Annotated in this window: 11 protein-coding genes, 2 tRNA genes and 1 pseudogene; 10 read left to right on the forward strand and 4 right to left on the reverse strand. The window is 72.1% G+C overall.

What is annotated here, in order from left to right; translation table 11 throughout:
- Positions 1–217 precede the first annotated feature (217 nt).
- Together JK356_RS01695 and JK356_RS01700 are read left to right on the forward strand one after the other, a co-directional pair.
- The gene (locus tag JK356_RS01695) at positions 218–3,073 is read left to right on the forward strand and encodes a BTAD domain-containing putative transcriptional regulator (protein ID WP_201865635.1); all 2,856 of its coding nucleotides are present in this window, start codon (positions 218–220) and stop codon (positions 3,071–3,073) included.
- A 137-nt stretch (positions 3,074–3,210) separates the two neighbouring features.
- The gene (locus JK356_RS01700) at positions 3,211–4,098 is read left to right on the forward strand and encodes a dienelactone hydrolase family protein (RefSeq protein ID WP_201865636.1); all 888 of its coding nucleotides are present in this window, start codon (positions 3,211–3,213) and stop codon (positions 4,096–4,098) included.
- A gap of 139 nt (positions 4,099–4,237) precedes the next feature.
- Here JK356_RS01700 and JK356_RS01705 read toward each other — a convergent pair whose 3' ends face one another.
- A complete protein-coding gene (locus JK356_RS01705; protein WP_201865637.1) occupies positions 4,238–4,567 on the reverse strand; it encodes an Lsr2 family protein in 330 nt (109 codons plus the stop codon).
- A 660-nt stretch (positions 4,568–5,227) separates the two neighbouring features.
- On the opposite strand from JK356_RS01705, the pseudogene JK356_RS01710 reads away from it, so the two are divergent.
- Positions 5,228–5,625, forward strand: a pseudogene (locus tag JK356_RS01710) (MerR family transcriptional regulator); the annotation flags it as partial.
- A gap of 370 nt (positions 5,626–5,995) precedes the next feature.
- On the opposite strand, the gene JK356_RS01715 reads toward JK356_RS01710, so the two are convergent.
- The 3 genes from JK356_RS01715 to JK356_RS01725 form a co-directional block, all read right to left on the reverse strand.
- Positions 5,996–6,409 carry a group 1 truncated hemoglobin gene (locus JK356_RS01715; protein ID WP_201865639.1) on the reverse strand — a complete coding sequence of 138 codons (414 nt, stop codon included), beginning with the start codon at positions 6,407–6,409 and terminating at the stop codon, positions 5,996–5,998.
- Positions 6,410–6,677: 268 nt separating this feature from the next.
- Positions 6,678–6,751: transfer RNA gene (locus JK356_RS01720), tRNA-Ile, on the reverse strand.
- A 189-nt stretch (positions 6,752–6,940) separates the two neighbouring features.
- Positions 6,941–7,013: transfer RNA gene (locus tag JK356_RS01725), tRNA-Asn, on the reverse strand.
- Positions 7,014–7,162: 149 nt separating this feature from the next.
- Between JK356_RS01725 and JK356_RS01730 the strand changes: the two genes are divergently transcribed.
- The 7 genes from JK356_RS01730 (at position 7,163) to JK356_RS01760 (ending at position 14,501) form a co-directional block, all read left to right on the forward strand.
- Positions 7,163–7,435, forward strand: coding sequence for a hypothetical protein (locus tag JK356_RS01730; protein WP_201865640.1), 273 nt, complete (start codon positions 7,163–7,165; stop codon positions 7,433–7,435).
- A 112-nt stretch (positions 7,436–7,547) separates the two neighbouring features.
- Positions 7,548–8,339, forward strand: a complete 792-nt coding sequence (locus tag JK356_RS01735; protein ID WP_201865641.1) for an IclR family transcriptional regulator — start codon at positions 7,548–7,550, stop codon at positions 8,337–8,339.
- Positions 8,336–9,214, forward strand: a complete 879-nt coding sequence (locus tag JK356_RS01740) for an SMP-30/gluconolactonase/LRE family protein (protein ID WP_201865642.1) — start codon at positions 8,336–8,338, stop codon at positions 9,212–9,214. Before JK356_RS01735 ends, JK356_RS01740 begins: the two co-directional genes overlap by 4 nt.
- A 277-nt stretch (positions 9,215–9,491) precedes the next feature.
- On the forward strand, positions 9,492–10,850 hold the full coding sequence (locus JK356_RS01745; RefSeq protein ID WP_201865643.1) for an extracellular solute-binding protein: 1,359 nt from the start codon (positions 9,492–9,494) through the stop codon (positions 10,848–10,850).
- Complete coding sequence (locus tag JK356_RS01750; RefSeq protein WP_201865644.1) at positions 10,847–11,812, forward strand: carbohydrate ABC transporter permease; 966 nt, start codon at positions 10,847–10,849, stop codon at positions 11,810–11,812. The genes JK356_RS01745 and JK356_RS01750 overlap by 4 nt, the downstream gene beginning before the upstream one ends.
- A 5-nt stretch (positions 11,813–11,817) precedes the next feature.
- Positions 11,818–12,711 (forward strand): carbohydrate ABC transporter permease, encoded by an 894-nt coding sequence (locus JK356_RS01755; protein ID WP_236670624.1) that lies wholly within the window; start codon positions 11,818–11,820, stop codon positions 12,709–12,711.
- 263 nt (positions 12,712–12,974) lie between these two features.
- Complete coding sequence (locus JK356_RS01760; protein WP_201865646.1) at positions 12,975–14,501, forward strand: alpha-N-arabinofuranosidase; 1,527 nt, start codon at positions 12,975–12,977, stop codon at positions 14,499–14,501.
- Positions 14,502–14,512: the final 11 nt, after the last annotated feature.

Below are 14,512 nucleotides of genomic sequence, written 5' to 3' on the forward strand. Positions count from 1 at the left end.
CCTGCTCTCATGGCGCACCTCACGTCTCATCTCACTTTCTCTCTCTGGGAGTTGGGCGGCGAGCGGCGCCTTCCGGGGGCGGACGGCGGCGGAGGCCGGGCAGCCTCCGGCCCCCGTTCCTCCTGGCGAGTGGTACCCGGGACCAGGAAGGCCGCGGTGAACCGCCGGTTATCCTTGGCGGCCAGCCAGTGCCGGAGGGAGCGAGGGACTCGTGGGTGTGGAGTTCACTCTGCTCGGCGGCTTCGCCCTCCGGGCCGCTGGCGGCGAGGAGATCGATCTCGGCCACGCCCGGCAGCGCTGCGTGCTGGCGGCCCTGCTGATGAGCGCCAACAGCCTCGTCACCCACGAGAAGCTGGCCGACCGGCTGTGGGGCCCGGAGCCGCCGGAGCGCACCCACGCCACCCTGCGCGCCTACGTCTCCCGGCTGCGGAGCGCGCTGCGCGAGGCGGGGGACGAGGCCCGCATCGAACGCGGGCAGGGCGGCTACACGCTGACCGTGCCGCGCGACGCCGTCGACCTGCACCGCTACCGGCAACTGCTCGCGCGGGCGCGCCGCGCCCGGGACGGCGCCGAAGGCACCGCGCTGTTCGAGGAGGCGTTCGCGCTGTGGCGCGGCGAGCCCTTCACGGGCCTGGAGTCCGCGTGGCTCGACGGGGTGCGCCGGACGCTGCGCGCCGAGCACGACCAGGCGCGGCTGGACTACTTCGCCCTGCGCCTGCGGCGCGGCGAACACGCCGCCGTCCTGGCCCCGCTGACCGCCCACGTAACTGAACACCCGCTGGACGAACGGGCGTCCGCCCAGCTCATGCGCGCGCTCTACGCCAGCGGTCGCCAGGCCGACGCGCTGCGGGAGTTCGAGCGGATACGCGGCCGGCTGGCCGAGGAACTGGGAGCCGATCCCGGGCCGGAGACGCGCCGCGTCCACCAGCAGATCCTCACCGGCGGCCTCGGCCAACCGGCCGTGCCCGCCCCGCCGAAGGCGCCCGCCGCGCCCGCCGCCCCGCCAGTCCGGGTGCCCCGGCAGCTGCCTTCGGACATCCCGGGTTTCGTCGGCCGGCAGCACGACCTCGCGCACCTGGACGCCCTCCTCACCGAGGACCGGGGCCCGGACGGTCCGGACGCCTCACGGCCCGTCGTCATCTGCGCCATCGACGGCGCGGGCGGCGCGGGCAAGACCGCGCTCGCCGTGCACTGGGCGCACCGCGTCAAGGGCCGTTTCCCCGGCGGGCAGCTGTTCGTGAACCTGCGCGGCTACGGGCCCGGCGAGCCGGTGTCCGCGGCCGACGCGCTGGAGTCCATGCTGCGTTCGCTGGGGGTGCCGGCCGGCGCCATCCCCGGTGACCTGGACGAGCGGTCGGCCCTGCTGCGCAGCGAGCTGGCCGGCCGGCGGGTGCTGATCATCCTGGACAACGCCCGCGCCAGCGACCAGGTCCGGCCGCTGCTGCCGGGCGGCGACGCGCTGGTGCTGGTCACCAGCCGCCGCAAGCTGCGGGCCCTGTCCGCCCGGCACGGCGCCCGCCACCTCACGCTCGGCACGCTGCCGCTGCCGGACGCGCTCGCCCTGTTCGACGAGGCCACCGGGGGCCACCGCGCCGGCCGCGAGCCGGAGGCCACCCGGACCGTCGTCGAGCTGTGCACACGCCTGCCGCTGGCGCTGCGGCTCGCCGCCGAGCGGGCCACGCGCCAGCCGGACGCGCCGCTGAGCGCCCTCGCGGCCCAGCTTGCCCACCAGCGCGGCCGGCTGGCGGCGCTGTCCATCGACGAGAGCATCGACACCGACCTGCGGTCCGTCTTCGACTGGTCCTACGGGGCGCTCACCCCCGAGGCCGCCGCCCTGTTCGACTGCCTGGGCCACCACCCGGGCAGCGACACCGACGCGTCCGCCGCCGCCGCACTGGCGGGCACGACGCCGGAACGGGCCCGCGCCCTGCTGGGGCAGCTGTACGAGGTCAGCATGGCCGAGCAGCCCGTGCCCGGCCGGTTCCAGCTGCACGACCTGCTGCGGGAGTACGCCCGCGACCAGGCCGCGCGCCACGGCGTCGGCGCCCGGGAGACGCTCGGGCGGCTGCTCGACTGGTACGTGCACTCCGCGGCGCGGGCGCGGGGGCATCTGCTGCGTCTCGCGCACCGGTTGCCGCTTCCCGACGCGCCGCCCGAGGGCATCGTCCCGGCCGTGCCGGCGGACCGGGCGGAGGCACTGGCGTGGTTCGCCGCGGAGAGCGACACGATTGCCGCGCTCGTGCCCCGGGCCGGCGAGCTGGGGCACCACCGGTCGGCGGTGCTCCTCGCGCAGCTGAGCTGGCCGTACTTCTACATGCGCGCGCAGTGGGGGCGGCTGGTGGCCACGGGTGAGGCGGCGCTCGCCTCGGCGCTCGCGCTCGGCGACCCGTTCCTGGAGGCGAAGTGCCGCAACGGCCTGTCCGGGGCCTACGGCCACGTCGGCCGCTATGAGGAGGAGCTGGCCACCTGCCGCCGGGCGCTGGAGCTGTTCGAGCGGCTCGGCCACGTCGAGGAGCAGGCGACGGCGCTGCTGAACATGGGCTCGGCGCTGGAGAAGCGGCAGCGCTACGCCGAGGCGCGCGAAGTGCTCCAGCGCTCGCGGGACCTGTACCTGGAGGCCGGTGACGTCACGTCCGCCGCCATGGCGCTGAACAATCTCGCGATGGCGTACCGGGGCCTGCGCCGCTTCGACGAGGCGCTGGGGTGCGGCCTGCGGGCGGCCGGGATCTTCCGCACCGCGGGGGAGTACATGCGGCTGGTCGCGGTGCTGGACACCCTCGCCTGGGTGCACGCCGAGCGGGGCGACCACCGCTCGGCGATCCGCGTGTACGAGGACGCGCTCGCGGTCGAGCGGCGGCACGGCGCCGACTCGTCCGCCACCAGCATCCGCGTCGGCCTGGGCCACCAGTACCTGGCGCTCGGGAACCGCCAGGCGGCCCGTGAGGCGTGGTGCGAGGCCCTCCGGTACGCCCTGGCGCAGGAGGACCGGGAGGCCGCGGCGGAGGCCGCGCGGCTGGTGGACCAGCTCGACGGGAACGACTCTTCCGCCGCGCGTCGCCCGTCCGCGGTCTGACCGGCAGCCGCCGGCAGACGCCCACAGACATCGACGGAATACGCCCAACAACTTTACGAGCAAGTCAAGTAACCGGGGCTACGCTGGGCCTCCGCAGTCACGTCCCCCCACACCGGTCAGCGGAGAAAGGTTTCCTCATGACCGAGCTGATCAGCGCCTCACCCGTCCGCCGGGCGGCCCGCCGCCTGGGCGTCCTCTCCGTCGCCGCCGCCCTGGTGGGCGGCTTGCTCAGCGGCGCTGCGGCCCGCGCCGACACCGCCTCCTGCCAGCGGGGCCCCGACCCGACGCCGGAGAGCATCACCGAGGACGGGCCGTACGACGTCGGCGAGTACGAGGTGCGCCTGGCCACCGGGTTCGGCGGCGGCACGGTCTACTACCCCACCGCGACCGGTGAGGGCACCTTCGGCGCCGTGGCCATCGCCCCCGGTTACACCGCCAGCCAGACGAGTATGGCCTGGTACGGCCCCCGGCTGGCGTCCCACGGTTTCGTGGTCTTCACGATCGACACCCTCAGCCGGCTCGACCAGCCGTCCTCCCGGGGCCGCCAGCTGCTGGCCGCGCTGGAGTACCTCACCGAGGACAGCCGGGTCGCCGACCGCATCGACCCCGGCCGCCTGGCCGTCATGGGGCACTCGATGGGCGGCGGCGGCGCGCTGGAGGCGGCCGAGTCGGACCCGTCCCTCCGGGCCGCGATCCCGCTCACGGGCTGGAACCTCGACAAGGACTTCTCCGGCGTCGAGGTGCCCACCCTCGTCATCGGCGCGGAGAACGACAGCATCGCGCCGGTCCGCACCCACTCGGAGCCGTTCTACGAAAGCCTGCCCGGCACCGGCGGTAAGGCCTACCTGGAACTGGCCGGCGCCTCCCACTTCGCGCCGAACCTGCCCAACGACACGATCTCCGCCTACACCGTGAGCTGGCTGAAGCGCTTCGTGGACGACGACACCCGCTACGAGGAGTTTCTCTGCCCGGGGCCCGTGGCCGACCGCGCCGTCTCGGAGTACCGCGAAACCTGCCCGTTCTGACGGCGGTACGCCCGCACGGCCCGTCCGGACAGCCGCGGAATGCGGCGGCCGGGCAGCCAGGCGGGCAGGAAGCCGACGTGACGACGGCCCCCTTGGTGGAAAGGGGGCCGCTGCACGGCAAGCGAGGAGAATGGCCGCTTCAGTGTGCCTTCTCGTAAGCCTCGCGCACGTGCGACGGCACCCGGCCGCGCTCGCTGACCTGGAAGCCGTTCTCCTTGGCCCACTGGCGAATTGCGGCGGTATCCTCTTTGCTCTGCTGCCGCTTGGCCGCCGCACCCGCACGCCTTCTCCCGATCTTTCGCCCCTTGTCCATGAACGGACCAAGGGCTTCAAGGAGCTTGTCAAAAGACTCCGGCGTCAGGTCGATCTCGTACTCGACACCATCAAGGCTGAAGCGATGCGAGTCGATTTCAGTCGACTCCTCGCCGGTCAGGTCATCCGTATAGATAGTGACAACTTTTTGCGCCATGTTGCGGAGTATACGGCCCCCGCGCTGCGCCCCGTCGCACGAATCGGCGCCCTCCGCATGCTGGTTGTCCGTGCTTTCCGGAAAAAGCCCACCACCGCGCCGCCGTTGCCGCCTTGCGCGCCTGACCGCGCGGCGCCCGGGGAGGAACCGGGAAACCCGGCAGAGGGTGTCCGTTATCCCTGCCCGGGGTGACCGCCATGCGGACAACTCACTACGTCACAGCGGTCAGCGCCGACGGCTACGTAGCGGACGCCGCGGCTCGTTGGACCGGCTGACCGGATTCCCCGCCACGCCCGCCACACAGCAGCGCTCCGCGGGCATCGGCGCGGTGGTCATGGGCGCCACCACCTGGGAGTGGCTGCTGCACCACGCCGGCATGCTCGATGAGCCGGAAGCCCGGCACCAGGCCTGGGTGTTCACGCCACCGCGAGTTCGCCCGGCGCGGAGATCACCTTCATCCGCGGCGACGTGGCCGCCGCCCACCCGGGCTGCTGGACGCGGCGGGGAGAAGGACGGGTGGCTGGCCGGCGGCGGGACACTCGCGGGCCAGCTCGGGTGAGGTCGTAGGTGAGGCAGACGACGTCCTCGTCATGGGTGACGCCGGCCAGGCGGAACGGGCGGGCGGCCCGGTGGGGCAGCACCGGGCCGCCCGCGCCGAGCGTGAGGGGCGCGACGGCCAGGTGGACGCGGTTGGTCCGGGGGCACGCGGCCCTGGCGCTCGGCGTGCGGGGCGAGGCCGAAGCCGCTCCGGTGCTTCTGGAGATGTTCTGGAGATGATCGTGGCGGGGCGGAACGACACCGACGCGGCGGACGCCCTGAGCGTGCTGGCTGCCGACGCCGCCACGGCCGACCGGATCGCGGGCCGGGTCGCCGGCCTTCTCGCGGACCCTGCCACCGGGCCGCCCGCACGCGGGCGGCTGCCCCAGGCCCTGGCGTCCCTCCCGGGCGACGCGGCCACCCGCGCGCTGGCCGGGCTTACCCGCGACGACGACCCCGCCGCCGCGCTGACCGCCGTCTCCCTGCTCCGGTTCCGCGGGACCGGCGGGCCGCCGTCCTGACGCAGCCGCAGCGGCCACCGGCTTCCCCGGCGGGGCGGGCGAGCGCTGCCCGGCAGCGCCCGGGCGCCACCGGACCGGGAGGAAGGGCATGCCGACGCGACGCACCCCATGGAGGCGGCAGCAACGCCCGGGTCAGGAGTTATGCGGAACTGCCCGGACAGCAAGCCGCACCGCGCAGCAGTTCGGCGGGCGAACACCGTGGCCATGGGACCGCTCTCTCACCGGCGGCGTCCGGGCGCGGCGCACCCTGATCCGCGGGACCAAGGCGGCCAAGGCCGGCCACCCGCCTCAGGACACTGGCACGGTCATGGCCGTGCGGGCACCGCGCAACAGTGTCAGCCGGCTGGCGTCCGCCTCTCCAGCGCGCCGGTTACGCCTCCGGGGCGGCCGCTCCGGCGGTGACGATGTCGGCGCGCAGGGGGGCGAGTTTGTCCGCGATGACGCCGATGGTGTCCGTGTCGACCCCGGCCTCGGTGAGCGCGGCCGCCAGATGGGTCACCACGCGGTCGAAGTCGGCGTCACTGATGCCGAGGTGGCCGTGGGCCTTGCGCATTGAACGTCCGCTGTAGGGGCGGGTGGAGCCGAGGGCCTGGCCGATGAAGCGGCGCTGGTGGGTCTTGAGCCGTTCGAGGTCGACGCCGTCGAAGTAGGGCTGCAGGCTCTCATCGGCGAGGACCTTGCCGTAGAAGCTGTCGACCACCGCGGCGACGGCGTCGTCGCCGCCGAGCTGCTCGAAGAGCGTGCCGCTGTCCGTGTGCTGGTCTGCCGTGGAGGGATGAGTCATGCCCCTCACTGTGGGAGGGGTTTTTGGCCCGCTGATGACCCGTGGGTTCCTCTGGTGTCGCGTTCTTCTCAGGCGTGTGCGCGCGGCGCTGTGAACGTTCCGTCACTCTCGCGTAACACCGTGTGGCCACTGAGAGCGGTGTGACGTACGGGTCACCTGGGGCGGGTGGGACGGCTGTCGCTGGAGACGGCAGCCGCGCGCGTCCGCCGGACGGCCCGCGGCGCGCCGGAGCCGCTGGTGAGAACGTTTCTCCGCGTGAGGCGGAGAGTGGGGCGGGTGGGACTCGAACCCACGGCCGACGGATTATGAGTCCGTTGCTCTAACCGGCTGAGCTACCGCCCCAGTACGGCGTGCCGCGTACACGTGTGCGCGCCGTCTGCCGCAGCATAGCTGCTCATACGATCTCCCGCCCGGCTCGGGGCAGGTTCTTCGCAGGCAAGGACTGCGGGCACGGGTTGATCGGTTCCCGGTGTCGCAGCGGTGATGCACGGAAAACGACGAAGGGCCCCAGACGGGGCCCTTCGTGTGATGCTCCCCCGACTGGACTCGAACCAGTAACCTGCCGGTTAACAGCCGGCTGCTCTGCCAATTGAGCTACAGGGGAATGCTCCGCTCGGGTCCGCCCCCCAGATGCTGGGGGCGTGACCGCTTGGCGACCTCTACATTAGCGCATACGAGGGGGTGCTTCGAAACCGGTATCTGGGCACCCAGGGAAGACGGCAACAGCGGACCGGTGAACGGAAGGACCCATCGATGCGACGCAAGCTGACGTTCCTGGCCGGAGCGGCCGTCGGTTACGTCCTTGGCGCCCGTGCTGGACGGGAGCGGTACGAGCAGATGTGCCGGGCGGCCGAACGGGCACGCGCCAACCCCGCGTTGCGGAACGCCGCCGAGTCGGTGGCCCTGACGGGGCGCCAGGCGGCGGCCCGGGCGGCGGGCGCGGTGGCTGACCGGGCGGGGGACCGGCTGCCGCCCGTCGTCGCTGACCGGCTACGCTCGGTGCGGGAGCGGGGGTCAGCGGCCTGAAAGGTCTTCCGGCGGCCCATTGCCCGGGGTGACTGATGACGGTTACCGTTAAGTGGCAAGCGTTCGGCATTCCGTAAGCCGATCGGCATATCGAACGGGGAGGCGTGAGGGGATGGGGCGTCGCGTACCGGCGGTCACCCGGGCGCTGGACATCTTGGAGCTGTTCCTCGACGGGGACGGGACGCTGTCCGCCCCTGAGATCACGCGCAAGCTCCAGCTGCCGCGTACCACCGTCCACGAGCTGGTCACCACGCTGGCGGCGAGGTCGTACCTGGTGCCCGTGCCCGAGCAGCCGGGTCGCTACCGGCTCGGGGTGCGGACCTACCAGCTCGGCAGCCGCTACGCCGAGCAGCTGGACCTGGCCGCCGAGGGCCAGCAGGTCGCCCGCTCGGTCGCCGAGACCTGCGGCGAGACGGTGCACGTCGCGGTTCTGGAAGACGCCGATGTGATCTATATCGCGAAGGTGGACAGCACCCACGCCGTGCGGATGGTCTCCGCGGCCGGGCGGCGCCTGCCCGCGCACTGCACGGCGGTCGGCAAGATGCTGCTCGCCTCGCTGCCGCCGGAAGAGCTGGACGCCCGGCTCCCCGAGGACGGCAAGCTGCGCGCGATGACGCCGAACTCCTTCACGGACACCGGTGCCCTGCGCCGGGCCCTCACCGGCATCAGGGAGCGCGGTGTCGCGTTCGAGCAGCGCGAGTCCAACCCCGACGTCAGCTGCGTCGCGGCCCCGGTGCAGGACCGCTCCGGCCGCGTCGTCGCCGCGCTGTCCATCTCGGTGCCCATGATCCGGTGGAGCGAGGAGCGGCAGGAGGAGCTGGCCGCCCTTGCGGTCAAGGGTGCGCGGCAGCTCTCGGAGCGCCTCGGCCACCACGTCGGCCCCGCGGAGAGAGGAGCATCGTGAGCAGCAGTGCGAGTGGCGGAAGCGGCCTGGAGGTCGCCGTCCGGGCCCAGGCCGAGCTGGGGGAGGGCCCGACCTGGCACGTGCGGGAGCAGCGCCTGATATGGGTGGACATCCTCTCCAGCCGTGTCCACGGCTACGACCCGGCAACGGGGCGGCGCTCCGTCCGCGTCACCGAGCAGCACGTCGGAGCCGCCAAGCCGGCTGCCGGCGGCGGGCTCGTGGTCAACCTGCGCGACGGCGTGGGCCAGTACGACGCCGGCGGTACCTTCCGCTGGCTCTGGCACGACCCGGTGCCGGGGCGCCGCGGCAACGATGCGGCGGTGGCGCCTGACGGCTCCCTGTGGGCCGGCACGATGCGCTACGACGAGGGGCAGGGCGGCGGCTCGCTGGTCCGCGTCACGCCTGACGGCGAGGTGAGCACCATCCTTGCGGAGGTGACCGTCAGCAACGGCACCGGCTGGAGCCCCGACGGCAAGCTGGTGTACTACATCGACACCCCGACCCGCCGCGTGGACGTCCTGACGATGACGGACGACGGCGGTGCCGCGGACCGCCGTCCGCTGCTGTCCACCGAGGACGTGGCGGGCTACCCCGACGGCATGACCGTGGACGCCGACGGCTGCCTGTGGGTGGCGTTCTGGGAGGGCGGGGCCGTGCGGCGCTACACGCCCGACGGGCGCCTGGACCGCACGGTGGCGGTGCCCGTCTCGCGTCCCACCGCGTGCGCCTTCGGCGGCCCGGACCTCACCGACCTCTACATCACGTCGGCGCGCACCGGCGCGGACCCGGCGGCCGAGCCGCTGGCCGGATCGGTGTTCGTGCTCCCGGGCGCGGGGCGCGGACTGCCGCAGCCGGAGTTCGGCGGCGCCGCGTAGCCGGCGGCGGGCCCGCTGTCCTTCTTTTCACCTGTTCGCGTTTCTTTCCGTTCCTTCGCCTCCTTACGTTCTGTCTGATTTTCCGCCGCGGCCCCTTTGCTCCGGGGTCGCGGCGGTCTGCTGTCTGCGCCTGCCCTGCGATGTCCGCTCCGGGTACGGAAAAACGGATCGTTTCTGTCTCAACCGTTGACGCTGACCGCGCCCGCCGCCTACGTTCACGTTCGTATTACCGGCCTGCGTTCGAAATTACGAATGCGCAGCGAAAGAGGACGGACGAATGCATCGATCCGTGTTCCCTTCCCTGCCGCCGCCGCAGGGTCCGAGCCGTCGCCGGGTGCTGGGGGCCTTCGCAGGGCTTGGAGCGCTTGCTGCGTCCTCCGCGGTCGCGGGCTGCGCCGCGCCGTCGGGCGTCAGCGGGGACAGGACGCTGGTGCGGTACTGGCACCTCTTCGGCGGCGGAGACGGCGTCAACATGCAGGGGATGCTGGACGACTTCCGCCGTGAGCACCCGGAGATCCAGCTCCAGGACGCCACGCTCCAGTGGGGCGCGCCGTACTACACCAAGCTCGGCATGGCCGGCGCCGGCGGGCGGGCGCCCGAGGTCGCGGCGCTGCACCTGGCGCGGCTGCCCGGCTTCGCCCCCGGGCGGCTGCTGGACGCCTTCGATCTCGACCTGCTCGCCGAGCACGGGGTCGGCCCCCAGCACTTCACCGAGGACCTGTGGCAGCGCGGCTCCGTGAACGGGCGGCAGTACGCCATCCCGTTCGACACCCACCCGATGGTGCTCTACTACCAGACGGAGATCTGCGAGAGCGCCGGCCTGCTGGAGAACGGGCGGCTGCGGCCCATCGAGGGGGCCGACGCCTTCGCCGACGCGCTCCGCGCCGCCCGCGACGTCACCGGCAGGCCCAGTCTGGTCACCGAGACGCTGGGCAGCGAGACGGTCGGGCCCTGGCGGCTGTTCTCGACGTTCTACTCGCAGACCGGCGGGACGCTGCTCAACGAGGACGCCACCCGCATCACGATCGACGACGACAAGGCCCTTGAGGTGCTGCGCTTCATGCGCATGCTCACCGACGAAGGGCTGGCGGTCCGCAACATCGACGTCAACGCCGTCGTGGGCAGGTTCAGCGCGGGTGACACCGCGTTCGCGCTGCACGGCGACTGGGAGGTCACCACCTTCACCAACAACGACGTGCCGTTCTCCATGACCCGGGTGCCCAACCTGTTCGGCCGCCCGAGCACCCAGGCCGACAGCCACTCGTTCGTGCTGCCGCACCAGACCGGCCGCGGCGGCGCCTCGAACGAGGCCGCGCACGCCTTCGTCGCCTGGATGGTCACGCACTCCGTGGACTGGGCCGCTGGGGGCCACGTGCCTGCGTACCTGCCCACCCTGGAGAACCCGGACTACCTGGCGCTGGTGCCGCAGTCGGAGTACCGCTCCGTCATCAACGACGTGGCGCTCGACCCGCCGGCCTGGTTCGCCGGTTCCGCATCCTCGCTGTGGCTGGAGCTCGGCGCCGTCTTCTCCGGCGTGCTCACCGGCTCCCGCACCCCGGAGAACGGGCTGGCCGAGGCCAAGGCCCGGCTGCGCCAGCTCCTCGACACCCCGAGCCCCTTCGGAGAGACGGCATGACACTCCCCGCACCGACCACAGCGGCGCCCGGGAAGCCGGACGCGGCCCGGGCGGACCGCGCCGCGCCGGGCAAGGCCGTGCGCCGCTCCTGGCTGGAGCACGGCCTCGTCTTCACCGCTCCCTTCCTCATCATGTACGGGCTGTTCCTGGTCTGGCCGCTGGTGTACGGCATACGCATCAGCCTGACCGACCGGGACATCGCCGGCACCAAGGAGAATTTCGTCGGCTTCGACAACTACGCCGAGGCGCTGCGCGATCCGGACGTGTGGTCGTCGCTGTGGAACACCGTGTGGTTCACGCTGCTCTCCACCGTGCCGCTGGTCGTCGTCGGGCTGGTGCTGGCGCTGCTCGCGCACCACCTCCGGGTCGTCAGCTGGCTGTGGCGGCTGAGCTGGTTCGCCCCGTTCCTGCTGCCCTCCGGCGTCGTCTGCCTGCTGTGGGCGTGGGTGATCTACCCTCCCGACTTCGGCTTCGCCGACCAGCTGCTGGCCCGCTTCGGGCTGGAGCCCGGCATCGGGTGGCTGACCGATGAGCGCTACGCGATGCTGTCCATCGTCCTGACCACGGTGTGGTGGACGGTCGGCTTCAACTTCCTGCTGTACCTGGCGGCGCTCCAGGCCATTCCGCAGCACCTGTACGAGGCGGCGGAGCTGGACGGCGCCGGGCCGCTGCACCGGCTGCGTCACATCACGCTGCCGATGCTCAACCGCACCACGGGCCTGGTGCTGATCCTCCAGCTGCTCAACTCGCTGAAGATCTTCGACCAGGTGTACATCATGACCGGCGGCGGTCCGGACGAGTCGACGCGCCCGATCCTGCAGTACGTGTTCCAGGCCGGCTTCACCGGCTACCGGATCGGCTACGCCTCGGCCATCTCCTACATCTTCTTCGTCCTGATTGTGGTGGTCTCCCTTCTCCATCTGCGATTCACCCGCCGGTCCCGAGAGGAGAACAGCCGATGAGTGCCATGACGGCCGTGCGCGCGGTGAAGCGGGTCTTCGCGCCGGAGAACGAGGAGGACGGCAGCGGCCGCAAGCTCCGGTGGACCCCCGGCCGGATCGCGCTGCTGGCCTGCGCGCTGCTGCTGGCGCTGCTGTGGGTGCTGCCGCTGGCCTGGGCGCTGGCGACGTCCCTGAAGCCCGAGAACGAGACCACCGACACGCCGCTGCACTGGATCGGCTCGGAGATCACCTTCGACGCCTACCGCCAGGTCTGGGCGTCCGGCGACCTGACGCGGTGGATGCTGAACACGGCTTACATCGCCTCGGTGACGACGGTGCTGACCGTCGTGCTGTCGGCGATGGCGGCGTACGGCTTCTCCCGCACTCAGTTCCGCGGGCGCAAGGTGCTGTACGGCCTGGTGCTGGCGGGGATCATGGTGCCGCCGCAGGTGCTGATCGCCCCGCTGTTCGCGGAGATGGTGGCGCTGAACCTGGTGGACACCTACTGGGGCGTCATCCTGCCGCAGGTCGCGGTGCCCGCGATGGTCTTCATCCTTGTGAAGTTCTTCGAGGCGGTGCCGCGCGAGCTGGAGGAGGCCGCCTATGTCGACGGAGCCGGCCGCTGGCGGGTGTTCTGGCAGATCGTCATGCCGCTGTCCCGGCCGGTGCTCTCGGCGGTGGGCATCTTCACGTTCATCCAGACCTGGAACAACTTCCTGTGGCCGTTCCTGGTGACGACCGACCCCAACGGCATGACGCTGCCGGTGGGTCTGGTGAACGTGCAGTCCACCTACGGCGTCCGCTACGCGCAGGTGATGGCGTCGGTGATCATCGGCGGTCTGCCGCTGCTGATCGTCTTCGTCTTCTTCCAGCGCCAGATCGTGCGCGGCGTCGCGCACACCGGTATCGCCGGGCAGTAGCCTCCGCCCGTCCCGCCGCCGGGTTCCCTCCGGGCGCTGCCCGCCCCGGAGGGAACCCGACAGCCGCTTTCCGGCGCTCGTCCGGGGCAGCCCTTCGGTCCGTGCCCGCGGATCGCGGGGCCGTGAACACCGTTGACGGGCGACTTCTTCCGTCCTACCGTTCTGTTCGAAGTCGCGATCGTCGTTCGAAATAACGAACGATTTCTGATCGCTGTGACCGGCCGGCCCTTCCTTCCGCACCAACTCACTCCGGGACGACCTGCATGAGCTCACCGCACACCGCCCGCTTCGCCCTTCACCCCGCCTTCACCGTCTCGGCCGTCGACCCGCGGCTGTTCGGCTCGTTCGTCGAGCACCTCGGCCGCTGCGTCTACACCGGCATCTACGAGCCCGGGCACCCCAGCGCCGACGAGGCCGGGCTGCGCACCGACGTCCTCGATCTGGTCCGCGAGCTGGGCGTGACCGTCATCCGCTACCCCGGCGGCAACTTCGTCTCCGGCTACCAGTGGGAGGACGGCGTCGGCCCCAAGGAGAAGCGGCCGCGCCGCCTCGACCTCGCCTGGCGGTCGACCGAGACCAACCAGTTCGGGCTCAGCGAGTTCATCGACTTCGTCCGCAAGATCAACGCCGAGCCGATGATGGCGATCAACCTCGGCACCCGCGGCGTCGCCGAGGCCATCCAGCTCCAGGAGTACGCCAACCACCCCGGCGGCACCGCGCTGTCCGACCTGCGCGTCGCGCACGGCGACAAGGAGCCCTACCACATCAAGCTGTGGTGCCTGGGCAACGAGATGGACGGCCCCTGGCAGACCGGCCACAAGACCGCCGCCGAGTACGGCCGCCTGGCCGCCGAGACCGCGCGCGCCATGCGGCAGATCGACGACTCCGTCGAGCTCGTCGCCTGCGGCAGCTCCAACCAGGGCATGGAGACCTTCGCCGCCTGGGAAGCGGAGGTGCTCACGCACTCCTACGACCTGGTCGACCACGTCTCGCTCCACGCCTACTACCAGGAGCACGACGGCGACCGCGACTCGTTCCTGGCCTCCGCCGTGGACACCGAGTCGTTCATCGAGAACGTCGTCGCCACCTGCGACCACGTCGGTGCCAAGCTCAAGTCGAAGAAGAGGATCAACCTCTCCTTCGACGAGTGGAACGTCTGGTACCAGCGCGGCGGCTGCCCGCAGCTGGCCCCCGACGCGCCGCCGCACCAGGACTGGGACGAGGCGCCGCGCCTGCTGGAGGACAACTACAGCGTCACCGACGCCGTCGTCTTCGGCTCGCTGCTCATCGCCCTGCTCCGCCACGCCGACCGCGTCAAGGTCGCCTGCCTCGCCCAGCTCGTCAACGTGATCGCCCCGATCGCGACCGAGCCCGGCGGCCACGCCTGGCGGCAGACCACGTTCTACCCGTTCGCCCAGGCCGCGAAGTACGGGCGCGGCACCGTGCTCCAGGTCAACCCCGAGTCGCCGGTCCACGAGACCAAGCGGTTCGGCGAGGTGCCGCTGCTGCACGCCACCGCCGTGCGCGACGAGCAGACCGGCGCCGTCACGGTCTTCGCCGTCAACCGCCACCAGACCGAGCCGCTGCCGCTGGAGGTCACGCTGTCGGGCCTGGGGCTCAGCAAGGTCGCCGAGCACAGCGTGCTGTCCGACGCCGACCCCGACGCGCGCAACACCAGCGCCCAGCCGGACCGCGTCACCCCGCACGCCGCCACCGGCACCGAACTGGCCGACGGCACCCTGCGTGCCACGCTGGAGCCGCTGTCCTGGAACGTGATCCGCCTGGCCTGACGCGCCCCGGA

This window comes from Streptomyces sp. 7-21, from assembly GCF_016741785.1.
Lineage (GTDB): Bacteria > Actinomycetota > Actinomycetes > Streptomycetales > Streptomycetaceae > Streptomyces.

Excerpts from the sequence above, each read along its gene's own strand:
- JK356_RS01700 (WP_201865636.1), top strand. The coding sequence starts at position 3,211 with ATGACCGAGCTGATCAGCGCCTCACCCGTCCGCCGGGCGGCCCGCCGC.
- JK356_RS01705 (WP_201865637.1), bottom strand. The coding sequence starts at position 4,567 with ATGGCGCAAAAAGTTGTCACTATCTATACGGATGACCTGACCGGCGAG.
- JK356_RS01715 (WP_201865639.1), bottom strand. The coding sequence starts at position 6,409 with ATGACTCATCCCTCCACGGCAGACCAGCACACGGACAGCGGCACGCTC.
- JK356_RS01730 (WP_201865640.1), top strand. The coding sequence starts at position 7,163 with ATGCGACGCAAGCTGACGTTCCTGGCCGGAGCGGCCGTCGGTTACGTC.
- JK356_RS01735 (WP_201865641.1), top strand. The coding sequence starts at position 7,548 with ATGGGGCGTCGCGTACCGGCGGTCACCCGGGCGCTGGACATCTTGGAG.
- JK356_RS01745 (WP_201865643.1), top strand. The coding sequence starts at position 9,492 with ATGCATCGATCCGTGTTCCCTTCCCTGCCGCCGCCGCAGGGTCCGAGC.
- JK356_RS01750 (WP_201865644.1), top strand. The coding sequence starts at position 10,847 with ATGACACTCCCCGCACCGACCACAGCGGCGCCCGGGAAGCCGGACGCG.
- JK356_RS01755 (WP_236670624.1), top strand. The coding sequence starts at position 11,818 with ATGACGGCCGTGCGCGCGGTGAAGCGGGTCTTCGCGCCGGAGAACGAG.
- JK356_RS01760 (WP_201865646.1), top strand. The coding sequence starts at position 12,975 with ATGAGCTCACCGCACACCGCCCGCTTCGCCCTTCACCCCGCCTTCACC.